This window comes from Desulfovibrio sp., from assembly GCF_041907885.1.
Taxonomy (GTDB): Bacteria; Desulfobacterota; Desulfovibrionia; order Desulfovibrionales; family Desulfovibrionaceae; genus Desulfovibrio.
Genome location: NZ_JAYRGM010000002.1, coordinates 197,329 through 214,872, shown reverse-complemented (window position 1 = coordinate 214,872; position 17,544 = coordinate 197,329). Strand labels below are relative to the sequence as shown.

Annotated in this window: 17 protein-coding genes; 9 read left to right on the top strand and 8 right to left on the bottom strand. The window is 60.6% G+C overall.

Going from position 1 to position 17,544, the window contains the following annotated elements; genetic code table 11:
* Window positions 1-21: 21 nt before the first annotated feature.
* From yidC to ACE3NW_RS02415, 5 genes are all read right to left on the bottom strand, one after another.
* Complete coding sequence (gene yidC, locus ACE3NW_RS02435; RefSeq protein WP_374280003.1) at window positions 22-1,671, bottom strand: membrane protein insertase YidC; 1,650 nt, start codon at window positions 1,669-1,671, stop codon at window positions 22-24.
* An 8-nt stretch (window positions 1,672-1,679) separates the two neighbouring features.
* Window positions 1,680-1,943, bottom strand: coding sequence for a membrane protein insertion efficiency factor YidD (gene yidD, locus ACE3NW_RS02430; protein ID WP_374280001.1), 264 nt, complete (start codon window positions 1,941-1,943; stop codon window positions 1,680-1,682).
* Complete coding sequence (gene rnpA, locus ACE3NW_RS02425; RefSeq protein ID WP_374279999.1) at window positions 1,940-2,332, bottom strand: ribonuclease P protein component; 393 nt, start codon at window positions 2,330-2,332, stop codon at window positions 1,940-1,942. Before rnpA ends, yidD begins: the two co-directional genes overlap by 4 nt.
* Before the next feature lie 36 nt (window positions 2,333-2,368).
* Complete coding sequence (gene rpmH / locus ACE3NW_RS02420; RefSeq protein WP_022657771.1) at window positions 2,369-2,503, bottom strand: 50S ribosomal protein L34; 135 nt, start codon at window positions 2,501-2,503, stop codon at window positions 2,369-2,371.
* A 499-nt stretch (window positions 2,504-3,002) separates the two neighbouring features.
* Window positions 3,003-3,641: a hypothetical protein gene (locus tag ACE3NW_RS02415; RefSeq protein WP_374279997.1), complete on the bottom strand. Its 639-nt coding sequence runs from the start codon at window positions 3,639-3,641 to the stop codon at window positions 3,003-3,005.
* A 291-nt stretch (window positions 3,642-3,932) separates the two neighbouring features.
* Here ACE3NW_RS02415 and thrB point away from each other — a divergent pair, with 291 nt between their 5' ends.
* Window positions 3,933-4,496: a homoserine kinase gene (thrB, locus tag ACE3NW_RS02410; RefSeq protein WP_374279995.1), complete on the top strand. Its 564-nt coding sequence runs from the start codon at window positions 3,933-3,935 to the stop codon at window positions 4,494-4,496.
* A 180-nt stretch (window positions 4,497-4,676) separates the two neighbouring features.
* Here thrB and ACE3NW_RS02405 read toward each other — a convergent pair whose 3' ends face one another.
* Together ACE3NW_RS02405 and ACE3NW_RS02400 are read right to left on the bottom strand one after the other, a co-directional pair.
* A complete protein-coding gene (locus ACE3NW_RS02405) occupies window positions 4,677-5,255 on the bottom strand; it encodes a translation initiation factor 2 (protein ID WP_374279993.1) in 579 nt (192 codons plus the stop codon).
* An 80-nt stretch (window positions 5,256-5,335) separates the two neighbouring features.
* The gene (locus ACE3NW_RS02400; protein WP_374279991.1) at window positions 5,336-6,331 is read right to left on the bottom strand and encodes an OmpA family protein; all 996 of its coding nucleotides are present in this window, start codon (window positions 6,329-6,331) and stop codon (window positions 5,336-5,338) included.
* 344 nt (window positions 6,332-6,675) lie between these two features.
* Between ACE3NW_RS02400 and ACE3NW_RS02395 the strand changes: the two genes are divergently transcribed.
* From ACE3NW_RS02395 to cobM, 4 genes are read left to right on the top strand one after another with little or no spacing between them, the layout of a single operon-like run.
* The gene (locus ACE3NW_RS02395) at window positions 6,676-7,581 is read left to right on the top strand and encodes a hypothetical protein (RefSeq protein WP_374279989.1); all 906 of its coding nucleotides are present in this window, start codon (window positions 6,676-6,678) and stop codon (window positions 7,579-7,581) included.
* A 3-nt stretch (window positions 7,582-7,584) separates the two neighbouring features.
* Window positions 7,585-8,811: a cobalt-precorrin-5B (C(1))-methyltransferase CbiD gene (gene cbiD / locus ACE3NW_RS02390; protein ID WP_374279987.1), complete on the top strand. Its 1,227-nt coding sequence runs from the start codon at window positions 7,585-7,587 to the stop codon at window positions 8,809-8,811.
* Window positions 8,808-10,730, top strand: a complete 1,923-nt coding sequence (gene cbiE / locus ACE3NW_RS02385) for a precorrin-6y C5,15-methyltransferase (decarboxylating) subunit CbiE (RefSeq protein WP_374279985.1) — start codon at window positions 8,808-8,810, stop codon at window positions 10,728-10,730. The genes cbiD and cbiE overlap by 4 nt, the downstream gene beginning before the upstream one ends.
* A 3-nt stretch (window positions 10,731-10,733) precedes the next feature.
* Entirely contained in the window at window positions 10,734-11,522 is a 789-nt protein-coding gene (cobM, locus tag ACE3NW_RS02380) for a precorrin-4 C(11)-methyltransferase (protein WP_374279983.1), read from the top strand.
* Between the two features lie 667 nt (window positions 11,523-12,189).
* Here the strand turns inward: cobM and ACE3NW_RS02375 are convergent.
* Window positions 12,190-12,474, bottom strand: coding sequence for a hypothetical protein (locus tag ACE3NW_RS02375; protein WP_374279981.1), 285 nt, complete (start codon window positions 12,472-12,474; stop codon window positions 12,190-12,192).
* Between the two features lie 295 nt (window positions 12,475-12,769).
* Here ACE3NW_RS02375 and ACE3NW_RS02370 point away from each other — a divergent pair, with 295 nt between their 5' ends.
* From ACE3NW_RS02370 to ACE3NW_RS02355, 4 genes are all read left to right on the top strand, one after another.
* Window positions 12,770-13,612 (top strand): sulfide/dihydroorotate dehydrogenase-like FAD/NAD-binding protein, encoded by an 843-nt coding sequence (locus ACE3NW_RS02370; protein ID WP_374279979.1) that lies wholly within the window; start codon window positions 12,770-12,772, stop codon window positions 13,610-13,612.
* On the top strand, window positions 13,602-15,020 hold the full coding sequence (gltA, locus tag ACE3NW_RS02365) for an NADPH-dependent glutamate synthase (protein WP_374279977.1): 1,419 nt from the start codon (window positions 13,602-13,604) through the stop codon (window positions 15,018-15,020). The genes ACE3NW_RS02370 and gltA overlap by 11 nt, the downstream gene beginning before the upstream one ends.
* A 173-nt stretch (window positions 15,021-15,193) precedes the next feature.
* On the top strand, window positions 15,194-16,021 hold the full coding sequence (locus tag ACE3NW_RS02360; protein WP_374279975.1) for a histidinol-phosphatase: 828 nt from the start codon (window positions 15,194-15,196) through the stop codon (window positions 16,019-16,021).
* Window positions 16,022-16,054: 33 nt separating this feature from the next.
* Window positions 16,055-17,542, top strand: coding sequence for an ATP-binding cassette domain-containing protein (locus ACE3NW_RS02355; protein WP_374279973.1), 1,488 nt, complete (start codon window positions 16,055-16,057; stop codon window positions 17,540-17,542).
* The last annotated feature ends 2 nt before the right edge of the window (window positions 17,543-17,544 follow it).

The window sequence follows — 17,544 nt, the reverse complement described above, 5'->3', positions numbered from 1 at the left end:
ACGCGAACCCGCCGGGGCGGCCTACTTCGCTGCGGCTGTAGAGAACTTTTTCGCCATCATCCTCTGCTGCGCAATGGAAAGGATGTTGTTGACCAGCCAGTACACCACCAGACCAGAGGGGAAGCTCAGGAACATGGCGGTAAAGATCAGCGGCAGGAACATCATGATCTTCTGTTGGGTGGGGTCAGAGGCCGGAGGGCTCATCTTTTGCTGAATAAACATGGTCAGGCCCATGATAACAGGCGTGACATAGAAGGGGTCCTTGGCCGAAAGGTCGGCCAGCCACAAGATATCCGTGCCGGGCACATAGGTGATGAAGGGAGCGTGGCGCAGTTCAATAGAAGTGAGCAGCGCCTGGTACAGACCAAAGAACACCGGCATCTGGATAAGAATGGGCACGCAGCCGCTGGCCGGATTGACACCGTAGGTCTTGTAGAGCGCCATGACTTCCTTGTTCATGAGCTCCTTGTCGTCCTTGTACTTCTCGCGAATAGCCACCATGTGGGGCTGAAGCTTCTTCATCTTTTCCATGGAGGCATAGCTCTTGGCCGTAAGGGGCCAGAACAGGGCCTTGATGAAGACCGTCAGCAAAATGATGGCAACGCCCCAGTTGTTGACGTACTTCTGGAAAAATTCGAGCAGCCACAACAGGCCCTTGGCAATAACGTGGAACATGCCAAGGTCGATACTTTTGGAAAGCTGGTCTGAAACAGCGGCAAGCTTGGCGCGTTCCTTGGGTCCAAGCCAGTACGAAACGGTGAGCTCGCGCTCCTGGCCGGGGCCAAGCAGCACTTCGGGCTCTTCAACAGCTGCGCGAAACACGTTCTGCTGCATGCGGCCCTTGACGGTCACGTTGTTGGTGTCGCCGGGCAGCACTGCCGCCAGAAAATAGGTGCTCATGGTACCGGCCCAGTATATCTTGCCGGTAACCTGCGAACCCGTTGTTTCGAGAGTTTTGGAAGATGATTCTTCACCCAGGCTGCCGTCGTTGTCCCAGGCAAGGCGCATGGCGTCATAACGGTCGCCAGCGGCATTGCTGGCATCGGCGGCCACGGTGTAGCTCACGCGCACGCTGCGGGCCTGATCGGTGTTATTCACCACGCGGATTTTTTCGCTGATCAGGTAGGTATCGGCGCTGAAGGTCATCTCACGCACAACACGCAGATTGTCCACCTCGCCGTTAAAACGCAGCACACCCTTCTGGCCCTCAGCAATTTTCAGGCCGTTTTCGGTATTTTCAACAGACCACTGGCCGGTGCTCCACGAGGGCTGGCTGTTTACCACAAGGCCCAGAGGGGCAACCGTGGCGGTCTGTGTATCTACAAGATTGACCAATGGAGAATCTGAAGCGAGGCCGGTCTGGTACTGCTTGAGCTTGAAAGAGCGCAAAGCACCGCCGCCGGTATGAAAAACGGCTTCGTAAAGCGGAGAATCGACCGTAAGGTCGCGTCCGGGGGCGGGGGTAAACACGGGCAAAGCCTGCTGGGCGGCGGCAGCGGCCTGCTGCTGCGCCTGCTGCTGTTGGGCGGCCTGCTGCGTCTGCTGTTGCTGCGCAACCACGGCCGGATCAGGCTTGCGAACCCAGCCCATGTATTCGGACAGGTAACTCCAGCCCACAATAACGACGAGGCACAAAAGAATGGCGATGATCAGATTTTTTCCGTCTTGCATGAGGGCGTTCACTCCTGGGACAGTGGCGGGACGTCACGAGGACGCCTTGGTGGTGGAACAGGGTCGTACCCTGAGCCGCCCCACGGGTGGCAGCGGGCAAGACGCTTGAGCGCAAGCCAGCCCCCCCGGAAAATGCCGTGGGTCATGATGGCCTCTGCGGCATAGGCGGAACAGGTAGGATAATACCGACAGGCGGGGGGAAGCACTGGCGAGATGCAAAGCTGGTAAACGCGTATGGGTAAGATGCACAGGTTACGCAGCAAATGACTCATGGCAGCCCATCCAATGCCGGGCGGCCCGGCTCACGCCGAACCAAACGCCGCATCAGCGGCAAAAGCTCGGCGGCCACGCTGGCCAAATCCAGCGCAGCCTCTCCGGCATGCTTTTTGGCAACGGTAACGATGTCGGCTTCATTGGGCAGATCGCTGCGGTGCAAACGATAAAACTCCCTCAAAAGCCTTTTGACGCGATTGCGCACAACGGCATTGCCAACCTTGCGGGATACGGCCATGCCCGTGCGCGACGCTAGACCGGGACAATTGCCCGACAGCACAAAAACAAGAAAATGCTCGGTGTGCAGACGCCTGCCCCGCTCATAGCACGCTACGAATTCCGCCCTTCGGCGTATCCGCAGATGCTGCGGCAGACCATTCTGATGCATGGGAATACCCATGTAGAACGGGGCAAGCCCGCTCCGCTAGGCGCTCAGAACCTTACGGCCCTTGGCGCGGCGACGACGAATGATGGCGCGCCCGCTGGGGGTGGCCATGCGGGTGCGGAACCCGTGGGTGCGGGCCCTTCTGATTTTGCTCGGCTGATATGTTCTTTTCATGGCAGACTCCTTAAAAAATTTCCGGCTGGGCCTTGGGCCGACCACCGGAGCGATGCGGCACGCCGGGCCTGAGCGGCTTTGGGGCTACCCCCGGCTTTTAAGCGCAGAGAGCAGCATTGCCCTGGCGTTAAAATATATGGAACAAGCTACATACACGCCAGCCCCGGCTCCGTCAAGCGCCAGTTGTCCCAATCAACGCGCGACTATCATGCCCTTGCACGCGCGTACCCGCAAGGGCAATAATGGCCTGATCTCAATATTTTTCGCTTTGTGGGCTGCGGCATGCGGCTGCTCTGGCCAGAACCGGCACAAAATATTTTTTCAGTCCCTGCCGCAATCCCTCAAAAAAGCCGGCCCTGCAACAACACCCGCGCAATACGAAAGTGCAGAATTTTTCCGCCAACTGTGAATGTACGCGCAACTGCCCAATCCGCAACCTTTGCGGCCTGGATTACAATAAACGCACAGCCGACAGGCTTAACCGAGTGCTCTCTGATTGCTAGGGCCTGGCGTTGGCGCGTGGCAGAATATCGTCGGCAGAGATGGCTGGAACCGCCGCACCTTGTCCGGCAGCGGCAGGCGCGCTACCGCTCTGCACGGTGGTGTTGCCCCCCACGCCGCCAACAGGTGATGCGGCAGCGGACGAATAGGGAGAATCCATTCCGGCAACACCGCTGGCAGCCGGAGCGGGGCTTGCACCAGCAGCGCTCAGGGGCGGAATGGCACTTCCGTTACCGGCAGGAGACTTGAGCGAGGTTTTGCCAACGCCCTTGGGTGGGGCGGTGGGAGCATTGCCGGAAGCCTCCGCTGGGGCGGCCTTGGGCGTCTTTGCCTTGCGGGCGTGCCGCACCGGGGCTTTTTTGTCCACGGGCGGGGTCAACGCCAGTTCGGGCACTGCGGCGGGGTCAACAAAATGTGCCCCCTCAAGCGCTATCTGCCGAGGAGCCACCAGCGTGTTCTGATACAGCCGCCCGCCCCCATTGTGCAGCCACACATCAGTAATATTTGTGGCCCCAGACGCAGTGCGCGCGGGAATCTGTGGTGGCAGGGATTCAGCTTCAATGGCTTTTGCCGCTGATACAGGGCAAACCGAAATAGCCAAGACCGCAAGCAACGGCAACATAACTGACTTGCTCATGGAACTCACCTCTACTGTGCTTATCGGCCAAAAGGCGCCCAAAGTTTAGCCCACGGGTGGTAAAACGCGGGGCAACGGTGCAGTAACTTTTGCCCCGGCCCTTTCCGGCAAAGCCCCGCCAAAAATATATTATGGATAAGGCCCCGAGCATCATGCAAAATTCCGCTGGTCATTGACAGGCAGCTTTGGCTTCGGCACATTCAGCCGTATACCATACTACATTGCCGCCGCAGTACCTTGACTGGCACTGCCCGTGGCACGATCTGCTTACAGGCAAAATCAGGAGCCAGCATGCCTACCAAGCCGGAACTAACCGCCGCCCCATCTGCGCCAGCCCCCTGCATAACCCTTATCGGCATGGCCGGAGCGGGCAAGTCTACCGTTGGGTACGCGCTTGCCCAGGAACTTGGATGGGCACTGGTAGACAGCGACCACCTGATTGAAGCGACCTACGGCGCGCGCCTGCAAGATATTACAGACGCCCTCGGCAAGTCGGCCTTTCTGGATACCGAAGCAAAAATAATCGCCGCCATAAAAGCCCACCGCACGGTCATTGCCACGGGCGGAAGCGTCATATACCGCGATGCAGCCATGCAGCATCTTGCGGCACTGGGGCCGATTGTTTTTATTGATGTGCCGTTTCACCTCATAGAGGAGCGCATTGCCCGCAATCCCGAACGCGGCATTGCCATGAATCCCGGCGAAAAACTTGAAGATATTTTTAATGAAAGACTTGCCCTGTACACACAGTACGCAACCCTGTGCTGCCCGGCGGAAGGTAAAAATCCCGCCCAGTGCGCCCGCTGGATACACGCCCATCTGCCCAAGAATTTTTTTCAGGGTGACGGTGCATAAGTCGCAACGGCCCTGATTTTTTCACCCCCCCCAAAAAAACAACAGCCCCCACCGCAAAAAAAAGCGGGGCAAAAGCCCCGCCAAAATTCCTTCACGCCACAGCAGCTGCCAGGCAGATGACACCCGCTCCGGCTACACGCAGTCAGAGGCTGCGCACGGCCAGAGCGGCATCACAACACGCTAGTACTGCCAGGTAGAGCCGTCGTAACGAATCAGTTCGTTAAGGTTACGCGCCTTAACCTGTTCGCACGAAGCTGTGGTGGTGGCTTCCTGCTTGGTCTTGCCACGGCATTCCATCACCTTTTCCTGGTAACGGATAAAGCCTACGTACTGACCGCTGGCGCCGGGCCGCAGCTCGGTGGTCACATTGGATGCGTCCACCTCGATGTAGCTGGCAACAAAACCCTTGCTGTCCTGGCGCACTTCCTTGGATGCCTTGGAAGGCATAACCGTGCGTGCAGCCTGGGCGGCAAGCTTGTTGCCCACCATGGTAAGCTCGGCGGCAACCTGAGCCTCGGTTTTCACAACCTTTTTGGAGGCAGCGGGTTTTGCTTCAGCAGGCTTTTCAGCCTTGGCCTTGGTCTTGCCCTTGCCCTTTACGTCCTTGGCAGGGGCTTCAGGAGCCGGAGCCGGTTCGGGGGCAGCGGTCTGTTCCTGGGGCTGAGCAGGTTTTACTTCTTCAGAAGAAGAACCGCCAAACCAGGCACAACCGCCGGAGGCCAGGCCCATAGTGAGAATAAGTGCCAAAATCTTACGCATGTGCGATGCACCTCATAAAAAGCCGGGCGGCATAGACCACCCGGCTTTTGCTTTAATTCGACTGAAGCGAAGCCCTGCGATTACTCGAAGGACACTTCGGTACGCCGGTTCATGGCGCGACCTTCGTCGGTCTTGTTGTCATACTTGAAGGACTTGCCACGACCAATGGCGGTCATGCGGCTGGAGGGGATGCCCTGCTTCACGAGGTAGTTCTTAACCGCGCTGGCGCGTTCCTGCGAAAGCTTCATGTTGTAGGCATCGGAGCCCACAAAGTCGGTCCAGCCAGAGAGAACAACGCGCTTGTTGGGGTTGTTCTTGATCAGGTTGGCGGCTTCGTTCAGGATGCCCATGGCCTTGCCGTCAAGGGCGTAGGAATTGAAGGCGAAATGCACGCCGCGCAGCACGATGACGTCTTCATCCTTGCAGAACACGGAAAGCACAAAGCGTTCAACAGCGGCGTCGCTGGTGGCGAGCTCTTCAGCACGCACCACAACGGCGTTGGAATTCAGGGCGGCGATCTTTTTGACGTTGGCTTCACCGTTGGGGGTGTCGGCCAGGGAGATCACATGCACAACCAGGTTACGCTGGCTGGCGTACATCTGGCTCACAACCTGCACGAGGTCGGTACCACGGTTGTTGTCACCGTCGGTAACGAGGATCAGGGCGGCGTCACGCTTCATGCTGGAGATGAAGGGTTCATAAGCCTGAAGGCCATTGCCCATGCTGGTCATACGACCAAAAATCTGGAAGTCGCTGCTCAGTTTCTTGAGGCCAGCGGCCATGGCGGCGCGATCCCAGGGGCCCTGGGCGACAATGGCGCCGTTGGGCGAAAGGGTGTGCAAGCCACCGTTGTAGCTCAGAGCGGGAATAGCGGCGTTAACGCGCGTGAGCACATTTTTGGCCACAAGAATCTTGTCCTGCTTGAGCGTGCTGTTCTTCATCATCATGGAACCAGAGTAGTCCACGACGAAGTCGAAGCTTTCAATTTTCTTGTTGCAAGCCGGAGCGGCCGCAGCGGCCACGGCGAAGCTCAGAACAAGAGCGGCCGCAAGAGCAAGAAGACGAAACGATTTCATACTGCCTCCCAAACGTTGTTAGTGTCGTCGATTACCGTACAGCAACAGTAAATCGCGGTGTGCCCGCCACGTTACCGGCTCACTCACAGCCATGGGCCTTGGAGACGGCAACTGCTTTTGACATACCCGCGTTTGGGAAAAACCGCAAGTTGTAAATAGGAAAGACTCTTTCGCTTTTGCATTGGTCTTTAACTGATGCAACCGGGCCGTTTGGCCCATCATTTTTTTGCGCGTCGTCCCCAACTCGTCACACAGCCATGCATCCCCTTGCGCAAACTGCTGCTACCAGCGCTGGACAGCCCGCCGGGGCTGGGGCATACTTTGCCGCGAACCAAGGATTTTCCATGCCTGTACTGACTTTTTCCAAGTGGAGCCCGGGGGGCAACACCACACTGCTTTTTCCCGACAGCGGTCAACACCCCGCCGAGCAGGCGTGGCTTGCGGCTCTGGCGCTTGACCCGGCAATGCTTGGCGGCGAACAGGCGGGCTTTGTGCAACTGGCGCAGGGCAAACTGCGCATGGCCGGTGGCGAATTTTGCGTCAATGCCAGCCGCGCGGTGGGGGCCATGCTGGCCTATGCCGCCCAAAACTCCAGCCCCGAACAGGGCATTCTCAATGGATTTGCCGCAGATCCGACACAGCTCACGAGCTCCGCACCACCCCCGTGCCCGGTGCGCATTGACGAAATCCAGGTTTCTGGCTGGCACAGCCCCGTGCGTCTGCACACAAGGGGCGCGGCTCCGCTCTGGCAGGTAGAGGCCCTGCTGCGGCTGCCCGCCTGCTCCATCACCACGGTGGAAGAAGGCGCGCAACTGGTACGTTTGCCGGGCATCTGCCATTTGCTGCTCGGCGGCCCGGCCCATCCCCTGCCCGAAGATTGTTATGCAGCAGCCGCGCAACTGCGCCAGCGCCATAATCTTGAAAACGAGCCAGCCGCAGGGGTTATCTGGTGGCGCGAATGTCAGGGCCAGCTTGAGATGCTGCCCCTGGTACATGTGCGCGATGCCGACACAACCTTTCTTGAAAATGCCTGTGGCTCAGGCGCGTTGGCCCTGGCCCTGCGCCTTTCGCGTTCAGGAACGCGCCGCGCATTTTCCATCATGCAGCCCGGCGGCTCGGCCCTTGAGGTACGTCTTTTTTCAGAGAACGGCGCAGAAATGGCCGGTGTGGATGGCCTTGTGGCACTTGTGGCCCGTGGCAAAATATGGCTGCCCGACCCAGTGCCGCGTACACGCCCCTGTCGGGCCTGATCCATGCCCAACACTCTGCGCGAGGGCTTTACCACCGGCAGCGCCGCCACTGGAGCTGCCCTGGCCGCACTGCAACTGCTGCGTTACGGCAGTGCGCCAGCCACGGTGCGCGTCCCCCTGCCACCCTTTGCAGCCGCTTTGCAGAGCTCTGGATGCGGGCTGCCTGAACCTCGATGCTGGCTCGTACTGCCTGTCGCAGAATGCCTGCCGGGGCCAGCGCCAGAGCTGGCCGCACGCTGGGCCACCAACAATTTTGAGTACTGCGACCCGCCGCCGCAAAAAATTATTCGTTCGGCCCACGCCAGCATTATTAAGGACGGCGGTGATGATCCCGATGCCACATCGGGCGCGTGCATAACAGCTACGGTTGTCGAAAGCGTTGCACCGGCCCTTGGAACCGAGGTTGCAGATCACGGCAACATCATTATAAAGGGAGGGCCGGGGGTTGGGCGCATCACACTGCCAGGGCTTCCCGTAGCGGTGGGGCAAGCGGCCATAAACCCGGTGCCGCGCCAGCAGATCAGCCTTGCCTTGCGAGCGCAGGAACACGACCAGGCCAGCACACCCACAGGTGCAGCCCAAACGGTACTGACCGTTTTTGTCAGCGTGCCCCAAGGCCTTGAACTGGCACAAAAGACCTTCAATCCCCGCCTGGGCATTGAAGGCGGTATTTCCATTCTGGGAACACAAGGCACGGTGCGCCCGTTCAGCCATGCCGCGTGGAAGGCCACCATTGGGCAAGGGCTGGACGTTGCCGCAGCAACGGGTTGCCGCACGGTTTGCCTTACCACAGGCAGGCGTTCTGAGCGGCTGCTCATGGAGCGCTACCCACATTTGCCCGAACGCGCCTTTGTGCAAGTGGCCGACTTTGCGCAGTTTTCGCTACATGCAGCAGGCACGGCGGGTTTTGAACAGATTGTCTGGGGCTGTTTTTTTGGCAAGCTGGTCAAACTGGCTCAGGGGCACGCGTATACCCACGCCAAGGACTCCACGCTCGACATGTGGGCCTTGGCGCAGCAGGCGCAATCCGCCGATGCGGCCTGTGCAGAAGCGGTTGCCCGCTGCATAACCGCCGCGCACGCGCTGGAGCTGCTGCTGGCCGATGCCGCAGGCCCGCAAGTGCTCAATGCGGTAGCCCAGCAGGCAATGCAGACAGCCAGAACTTTTGCGGGGCAGGCCGTGAGCCTGCACCTTTTTCATACTGACGGCAGGGAATTATTGGCGCTATGAAACAACAGGTCTCACTGCCCGGCTTTGCCGTGCCATCACACACGCCCACGGTTCCAGCAGCGGAACACGCGGCGGGCCCTGCTGCCGATACTGCCCCATCCGCTATGACAGAAGCGGCCTGTGCCCCTGCGCCTGCGGGCCAGTTGGCCGCCCCTGCGGCGGCAACGTCTTTGCATTCGCCATCCGACGAACAGCTTGACGACACCACTGCCGACGCGATGGGCAGAGATGCTGCCACCGCTTCTGCCAGCGCCAGTGAGGAGCCCGCTGACGAAACCAGCAGCCCGCAGGCGCAGGCAACCCAGCCAGAACCCGCACGGGCAGAAGACAGCCCCGCACCTCTGACAGCCGTATGCCCTGTCCCCGTGCCAGATACGGATACCCCCACGGATTTGTCCAGCCCGGCATCCACCCCCAAAGCGCCTGCCAGTGCGACGCGGCCTGCCCACGACCCTGCCCCCGCCCCGGGCCTCGCCCCTGCGGGCGGATTGTCCGATCAGGACGACTGGCCGCCCATGGCCGAGATGTTGCAATCCTTCTTTGTTTTTGAACCCACCATCGCCACCCCGGAACCGATCACGGTCATGGGGCTCGACTGCGCCCGCCCTCGAGGCATGGCCGGCCTGGCCGAAGCCCAGCGCCAGCTTGCGGAGCAGGCCGACGTTATCTGCGCCGGGCGCACCCTGCTTGAAGAATTTTCTGGCCGCAGCCTCGCCCCTGCCGCCGAAGCCGCCGAGAACGAAGCTGCCCACAGAGCGGCGGCCAGCAACGAAGCCGACAATCAGGGCCTCAAGGCGCGCCTGCTGCCCCTGAGCACGCCCCTTGAACCGCTGCTCACCCGCCTGAGCCAGCTGCGCGCCGCAGGCGAGCGCGTGCTGGTGCTGGCAGACGGCGACCCCCTGCTGTTTGGCATTGGCGCAACCCTGGTGCGCCGCCTTGGCCCGGCTGCGGTGCGGCTGCTGCCAGCGGTCAGCTCCTTGCAGCAGGCCTGCGCGCGTCTTTCCTTGCCATGGCACAAGGTTATCTGCCTTTCGCTGCATGGGCGCGACGATCTGCGCCCCCTCAACGTGGCCTGCGGCAAAAATGCTCCGCTCTGCATCCTCACCGACGCGCGCATGTCGCCCGATGTGCTGGCCCGCCATCTGCTTGACAGGGGCGTTGACTGGTTTGACACACACATTTTTGAACGCATGGGCGCAGCCGACGAAACCGTCAGCCATCTGAGCCTGGCCGATGCCGCCAGCCGCGAATTTGGCCCAGCCTGCACCATGATTCTGGTTCCCGCCGCACCCGCCCGCCGCCCGCACCTGGGCCTGGATGCCGACCAGCTTGCGGTTGACCGGGGCCTGATCACCAAAAAGCCGGTACGGGCAGCGGCCCTTGCACTGCTGCGCATAGAGGCCGGGCATGTGGTGTGGGATCTTGGCTCCGGCTCTGGCGCGGTGGCCCTTGAGGCCTCTGTGCTCGCGCACGAGGGCCGGGTTATCGCGGTGGAGCGCTCTGCTGGGCGCGCCATGGGTATTCAGGAAAACCGCCGCCGCTTTGGTGCCGCCAATGTGGAAGTACGCCTTGGGCAAGCCCCGGAATGCCTGCCCGGCTTGCCCGATCCGCAAAGGGTGTTTATCGGCGGCGGCCTTTCCGGTGACGATGGCGACGACATTCTGGGCCATGTGTGCCTGCGGCTGCCCGTGGGGGGCCGCGTGGTGGTCAGTTGTGTGCTGCTCGACAGCTTTAGCCTGTGCCGCCGCTTTTTTGAAGACATGGCCTGGCCCGTAGAAATTTTGCAGATATCCGCAGCCGAGGGCAAAACACTGGGCGGCGATGTACACCTTGCGGCCATGAACCCGGTATTTTTGCTGGCCGCCCAAAAACCTGCGCCTTCGGCCATCCAGTCCGGCGCACAGCCAGAAGACAGGTAAACCATGGATGCCACGCTGCGCACCGGGATTGCACCCGGCACTGTTACATTTGTGGGGGCAGGCCCCGGCGACCCCGACCTCATGACCATCAAGGGGCGCAAAGCCATAGAAGAGGCGGCCCTGGTGCTCTATGCGGGTTCGCTGGTTCCGCGCGAGGTGGTGGCCTGCGCAGCGCCCCAGGCCATGGTTGTGGATTCCGCACCGCTGACGCTCGAACAGTGCCACGCCCTGGTGCGCGCCACAGCCCTAGAGGGACGCCCCGTGGCCCGTGTACACACGGGCGACCCCTCGCTGTACGGCGCACTGCGCGAGCAGGCAGCCCTGCTGGATGCAGACGGCATCCCCTGGCGGGTCATACCGGGCGTTACCGCAGCCTGCGCTGCCGCCGCCGCTGCGGGCATTACCTTTACCGTGCCCGAAGTAACCCAGAGCCTCATCATCAGCAGGCTTGAGGGCCGCACCCCGGTTCCCGCGCGCGAGCATCTGCACCTGCTGGCCCAGCACAAGGCATCCATGGCCGTGTATCTTTCTGCCGCCTCGGCGCAGGCGCTACAGGATGAGCTCTCGCGCAGCCTGCCGCCAGAAACCCCGGTGTTTTGCGCACACATGGTCAGCTGGCCAGAAGAACAGCTGTACTGGACAACTCTGGGCGAGCTTGCCCAGTGCATTACCAGCCACAACCTCACCCGCCAGACTGTCTTTCTCGTGCTGCCGGCAGAAGGCAGCCAAGGCGCGCCCTCGCGCCTCTACGCCGCCGACTTTGCCCACGGCTACAGGCCCGCCCAGGGCTGATTCTTTCCCGCCCATTCTGCTATCAAAACCACCTGCATGCGGGTGGTTTTTGCGTTGCGCAAGTGCGCGCTCAACGGGCTAATGCCGTAATAAAACGAGAGGCGAAGGCCCCACGCCCCCGCTACAGACACACTGGCCGCGAATATTCGCGGCAAAGGCACGAAAAACGCTCGCTTACGGCGCGGCAAAGCCGCAACCGGCTCACGCTTTTCGGTGCTGCCGCAAGCGGCTGCACGAGAGGCGGCTGGCACTGACTGAAAATGGATTGGGCTTGCAAATAAAACGAGAGGCGAAGGCCCCACGCCCCCGCTACAGACAAACAGGCCGCGAATATTCGCGGCAAAGACACGAAAAACGCTCGCTTGCGGCGCGGCAAAGCCGCAACCGGCTCACGCTTTTCGGTGCTGCCGCAGGCGGCAGCACGAGAGGCGGCTGGCACTGACTGAAAATGGATTGGGCTTGCAAATAAAACGAGAGGCGAAGGCCCCACGCCCCCGCCTCTCTTAGGTGGAGAATTCGCTATGGATTGCGGACTGCCATGCCCCCTATCATGTCACGGAAAAGTGATGCTAGTGGTTTGTGTTCTGCACTGCGGGCTTTGCCCTGCACTGCGAACGCATGGTCGTTCTGCTTCCGGGCCGGGGCTCCACTTTGGAGACCGTCCGGTTTACTGTTCGGGCGCGTCGATCACGCGCCTCACAAGAGCCAGGGCCAGCAAGGCCGGAGACATCCTGGGCATTTCGGCTGGTCTGCGCAGCTGGCGCTTTACAAAACCCGCCATGTCCAAAGCCATATCCGCATCAGTCACAGCCGCGCGGCAGGCCTTCTTGTTTTCTTCCAGTACAACAAGATACCGCTCAATCAGCAGCAGGTTCCGACTTCGGGTCGGGTCTTCTGCGGCTTCAGGCGGCGAGGTTCCAGTCTGGAAAACGTCACCGATATGTTGCGACATGACCATTCCTCCATGAATGGATCACTGCTTCCTTGCAAAGGGGTTGGCCCTGTCCGCCTCCTTATTAGTTTGTACCTACTCCCCTTCCCCACCTGTCAAGAGGCTTATCGGTACAATAGGCCGAGGCTTTAGGGCAATACCCCAAAATTACGGCAACAGGCGCGCATTTGTGCAGATTGCACACAAACAATAAATCATATCAGCCATGTAAAAGAATCACAAAAAAACTGTTGCTTGCAAGTAATGTCGCACACAGCTACCATGCACCAACTCACATGCCTGACGAGGAGAACCTATGCCAACACCTATATTGCACAAGGAAAGCCTGATCCCAGGCAAAACCAGCAAACTGGTGCTCCATGCGCCGCAAATCGCGCAAAAAGCGCGGCCCGGCCACTTCGTCATGCTGCGCATGAGCGAACAGGGCGAACGCATTCCGCTCACCATTGCTGATACAGACAAGGACAATGGCACTATCACCATAGTGTATCTGGTCATGGGCAAGAGTACCGCCATGCTTGAAGCCCTTGGTGCCGGAGATGCAATTCTTGATGTCTGCGGCCCCCTGGGTCACCCCACCCATATCGAAAAACGCGGCACGGTTGTGTGCGTAGGCGGCGGCACGGGCATTGCCGCCATGCACCACATTGCCAAGGGCCACGCCCGCATCGGCAACAAGGTTGTGGGCGTTATCGGCGCTCGCAGCAAAGATCTGCTGCTTTTTGAAAACGAACTCAAATCCTTTGTGGACGAGCTGCTCATCTCTACCGATGACGGCAGCTACGGCCACAAGGGTCTGGTTACCGAACTTTTGCGCAACAGGCTTGAAACGGACAAGGACGTGTTTGAAGTGGTTGCCGTGGGCCCCGTGCCCATGATGGCCGCCGTGGCTGAAACCACCCGTCCTTTTGGCGTTAAAACCACGGTCAGCCTCAACCCCATCATGGTTGACGGCATTGGCATGTGCGGCGCCTGCCGCGTCACCGTGGGCGGCAAAACAAAATTTGCCTGCGTGGACGGCCCCGAATTTGACGGTCACGAAGTGGACTTTCCCGAATTGCGCCGCCGTCTGGCCGCATACCGTGAGCAGGAGACCATTTCCATTGAAGAATACCGGAGAGTCAGCCATGGAGAATAGCAAGCCCAAAAAGACCGTGGCTCCCCGCGTGGATATGCCCTGTCAGCCCGCCAAGGTGCGCCGCGCCAACTTTGAAGAAGTTGCACTCGGTTACACCAAGGAAATGGCCAAAGAAGAAGCCAGCCGCTGCCTCCAGTGTAAAAAGCCCCTGTGCGTTACCGGCTGCCCGGTCGAAGTGCCCATCCGCGACTTTATCCATCAGGTGGCCGAGGGCAACATGGATGCGGCCTACCGCATCATCAAGACCACCAACAGCCTGCCTGCCGTGTGTGGCCGCGTGTGCCCGCAGGAACACCAGTGCGAAGGCAAGTGCGTGCTCAAGGCCAAGGGTCAGCCCGTGGCCATTGGCCGCCTTGAACGCTTTGTGGCCGACACCTACATTGCCACCACCGCCTGCGAACAGGTAACCGGCACAAATGCCTGTGCCCTGCCCCTTGGGGCCAAAAAGGTGGCCTGCATCGGCTCTGGCCCCTCGGCCCTGACCTGTGCTGGTGTGTGTGCCACTGCGGGCATCAAGGTGGACGTGTTTGAAGCCCTGCACGAACCCGGCGGCGTGCTCATTTACGGTATTCCCGCCTTCCGTCTGCCCAAGAACGTGGTCGCCACCGAAATCAACGGTCTGCGTCAGGCCGGTGTGGATTTCCACCTCAATTCCGTGGGTGGCCGCACCATTGATATTGCCGACCTGCGCAAGGAATACGACGCCGTGTTCATCGGCGTGGGCGCTGGTCTGCCTATCTTTTTGGGCATTCCCGGCGAGAACCTCGTGGGCGTGTTTTCGGCCAACGAATACCTCACCCGCGTCAACCTTGGCCGCGCCTACAACTTCCCCACCCAGGACACCCCGGCCTACCCCGGCAAGCACGTTACCGTGTTTGGCGCGGGCAACGTGGCCATGGACGCGGCCCGCACGGCCCTGCGCATGGGCGCTGAAAGCGTGCATGTTGTGTACCGCCGCACCCGGGCAGAAATGCCCGCCCGTCTTGAAGAACTGGAACATGCCGAGGAAGAAGGCGTGCAGTTTGCCATGCTCTCCGCACCGTTGCGCTTTAACGGCGATGCGGAAATGCGTTTGCAGTCCGTAACCCTGCAACGCATGGAGCTGGGCGAACCCGACGCCTCTGGCCGCCGCAGGCCCGTGCCGGTGCAAGGATCGGAATACGATCTGCCCACCGACCTTGCCATTGTGGCTTTGGGCACGCGCTCCAACCCCATTCTGCTTGAGGCCACGCCAGAGCTCAAGCTCAACAAGTGGGGCTACATCGAGGCCGACGAAAACACCGGCGAAACCTCCATTCCCAACGTCTTTGCGGGCGGCGACATCGTCACCGGCGCGGCCACGGTCATTCTGGCCATGGGCGCGGGGCGCAAGGCCGGTCAGGAAATCGTCAAAAGAATAGCGGGCTGATCGCAGCCAGCAGCATATCAGGGAGCTTCCAAACGGGAGCTCCCTTTTTTCATACCACGCGCCCAACCGCCGCCTGTGGCTTGCCAGACGTGCGGTTCGCGGTCATACTTGCGCAAAGAGCCAACGCATATTCAGGCATTTTCAGGCATACACAGGCATATTCAGGAAAAAACATGATTCTCGCAGACTTGCACACCCACACCAAGTATTCGCACGGCGGCAACACCCCGGATGAAATGTTTGCTGCGGCCGAGGCCAGGGGGCTGGCCTACATGGGCTTTACCGAGCATTCGCCCCGGCCCGTGGGCTTTGACTATACCCACGAATACCGCGAACAGCTCACCCGGCATCTGCCCGACTACGAACGCGAGGTCTGCGCTCTGCGCGCCGCCCATGCCAACGGCCCCTGCCGCGTGCTCTTTGGCATGGAAATGGACTGGCTTGAAGGGCAGGAAGACTACACGCGCGCCTCGTGCGCGGCCTTTGATTTCGACTATCTGCTGGGCAGCGTGCATTTTATCGGGCACTGGGGTTTTGACGACGGCGCGGAACCTTGGAAGGCATTTTCGCAGGAAGAGTGCGACAAGCAGTACCAGGCCTATTTTGAAGCCTGGGAGCGCATGATTCTTTCCGGCCTGTTCAACATCGCCGCCCATCCCGACCTCATCAAGATTTTCTCGGTGGAGCAGTTCCACATCTGGCTGGCCAGACCCCAGAGTCAGGCGCTTGTGGGGCGTGGGCTTGCCGCCATCAAAAACATGGGCATGAGCATGGAGATATCTTCGGCTGGCATTCGCAAGGCCTGCCGCGAAATTTACCCCGCCCCGCCCATAATGCTGATGGCCGCGCAGATGGGCCTGCCCGTCAGCTTTGCCTCCGATGCCCACGGTACGGAAGATGTGGCCTACGGCTTTGCCCGGCTGGCCTCGTATGCCCGCGCCTTTGGCTTTGCCGAATACACCATTTTTGACCGTGGGCAGCGTATCGTTCTGCCGCTGTAAAGCAACAACCGCCTTTGAACACACGGATTTTTTATGTCCGAAACTATCATATCCATTGACGACGTAAGCCTTTTTCTGCCTGGCGATTCCAGCCAGAAACACATTCTGCACAACATCTGCTGGCAGGTGCGGCGCGGTGCGCACTGCGCACTGCTTGGCCCCAACGGTTCCGGCAAGTCCACCCTGCTACGGCTCATGCGTGGCGAACTGTGGCCCGCCCGTGGCCGTATCCAGTGGCACGGGCCGGACGGCGCGGAAGATTCGCCGCTGGCTGGCCGCGCCATGACAGCCCTTGTTTCGCCAGCCCAGCAGGAAAACTATCAGCGGCAGGCCTGGGATCTCACGGGCCGGGATCTGCTGCTCACAGGCTTTGAAGATACCCCCCTTGTCTATACCGACAGCACAGCCTTCCGGCGGCAGGCGGTGGATGCCATGGCCGCCCGCCTCGATGCGGAAGGCCTGCTTGAACGCACCGTTCCCACTTTTTCGCAGGGGCAGCTACGCCTGCTGCTGCTTGGCCGCGCCCTGCTGCGCGCGCCCACCCTGCTCTTGCTGGACGAATGCGACGAAGGCCTTGACGACCGCTACCGCCAGATATTTTTTGAAACACTGGGCGAATACGCCAACCGCTGCACCGTGGTCATGACCGCGCACCGCTCGGCCAATATTCCCGACTGGTGTACGGGCCGCCGCTATGTGCGCAACGGAAGGCTGCTCACCGCACCGCCTGCGGGCGATCTGCCGGAAGAAACCACGGATGGAACAGACCAGCCCCAGAGCAACCACGCCGCCGCAGACAGTACCGCGCTCGGCAGCAGCCACATCATGCTTGATCTGGATAACGTCACCGTTTTCATCGACAGGCAGGAAGTGCTGCACAACATCAGCTGGTGCATGCATCAGGGTGAAAACTGGCGCATCACCGGGGCCAACGGTTCTGGCAAATCCACCCTGCTGCGCCTGTTGGCGGGCGACGAATTTGTGGCCGCTGGCGGAAGCCTCGACTACTGGCTGCCCAGTCAGGGCGGGCATGTGAATACCCTTGAAGCCGTGCGCAAGGGCGTGAGGCTCGTTTCTGACCTTTCACAGGCTCTTTACGGCTACTCGCTCAACGCGCTCGACATGGTCTGCACCGGCTTTGACAACAGCATTGGCGTGTACCGCCGTTTTTCGGAATCCGAACGCACAGAGGCCAGAAGCCGCATGGCTCTCATGTTTCCCGAAGAATCCGCCGCACGGCTGGATCTGCTGGGGCAACAGTCTATCCGGCATCTTTCCACGGGACAGCTGCGCCGCCTGTTTCTTGCGCGGGCGCTGGTGGGCGGGCCCGACATCCTGCTGCTGGACGAACCCTGCTCCGGCCTTGATACCGCAAGCCGAGCCCAGTATCTGCACCTGCTCGACCAGCTGGCGGCCCAGGGAATCCAGATGATTTTTGTATCGCACCATAATGAAGACGCCCCCCTGTGCATAAACAGGGAGGCGCATATGGAAGGCGGCAGGCTGCGCGTGGTGCTGTAAAA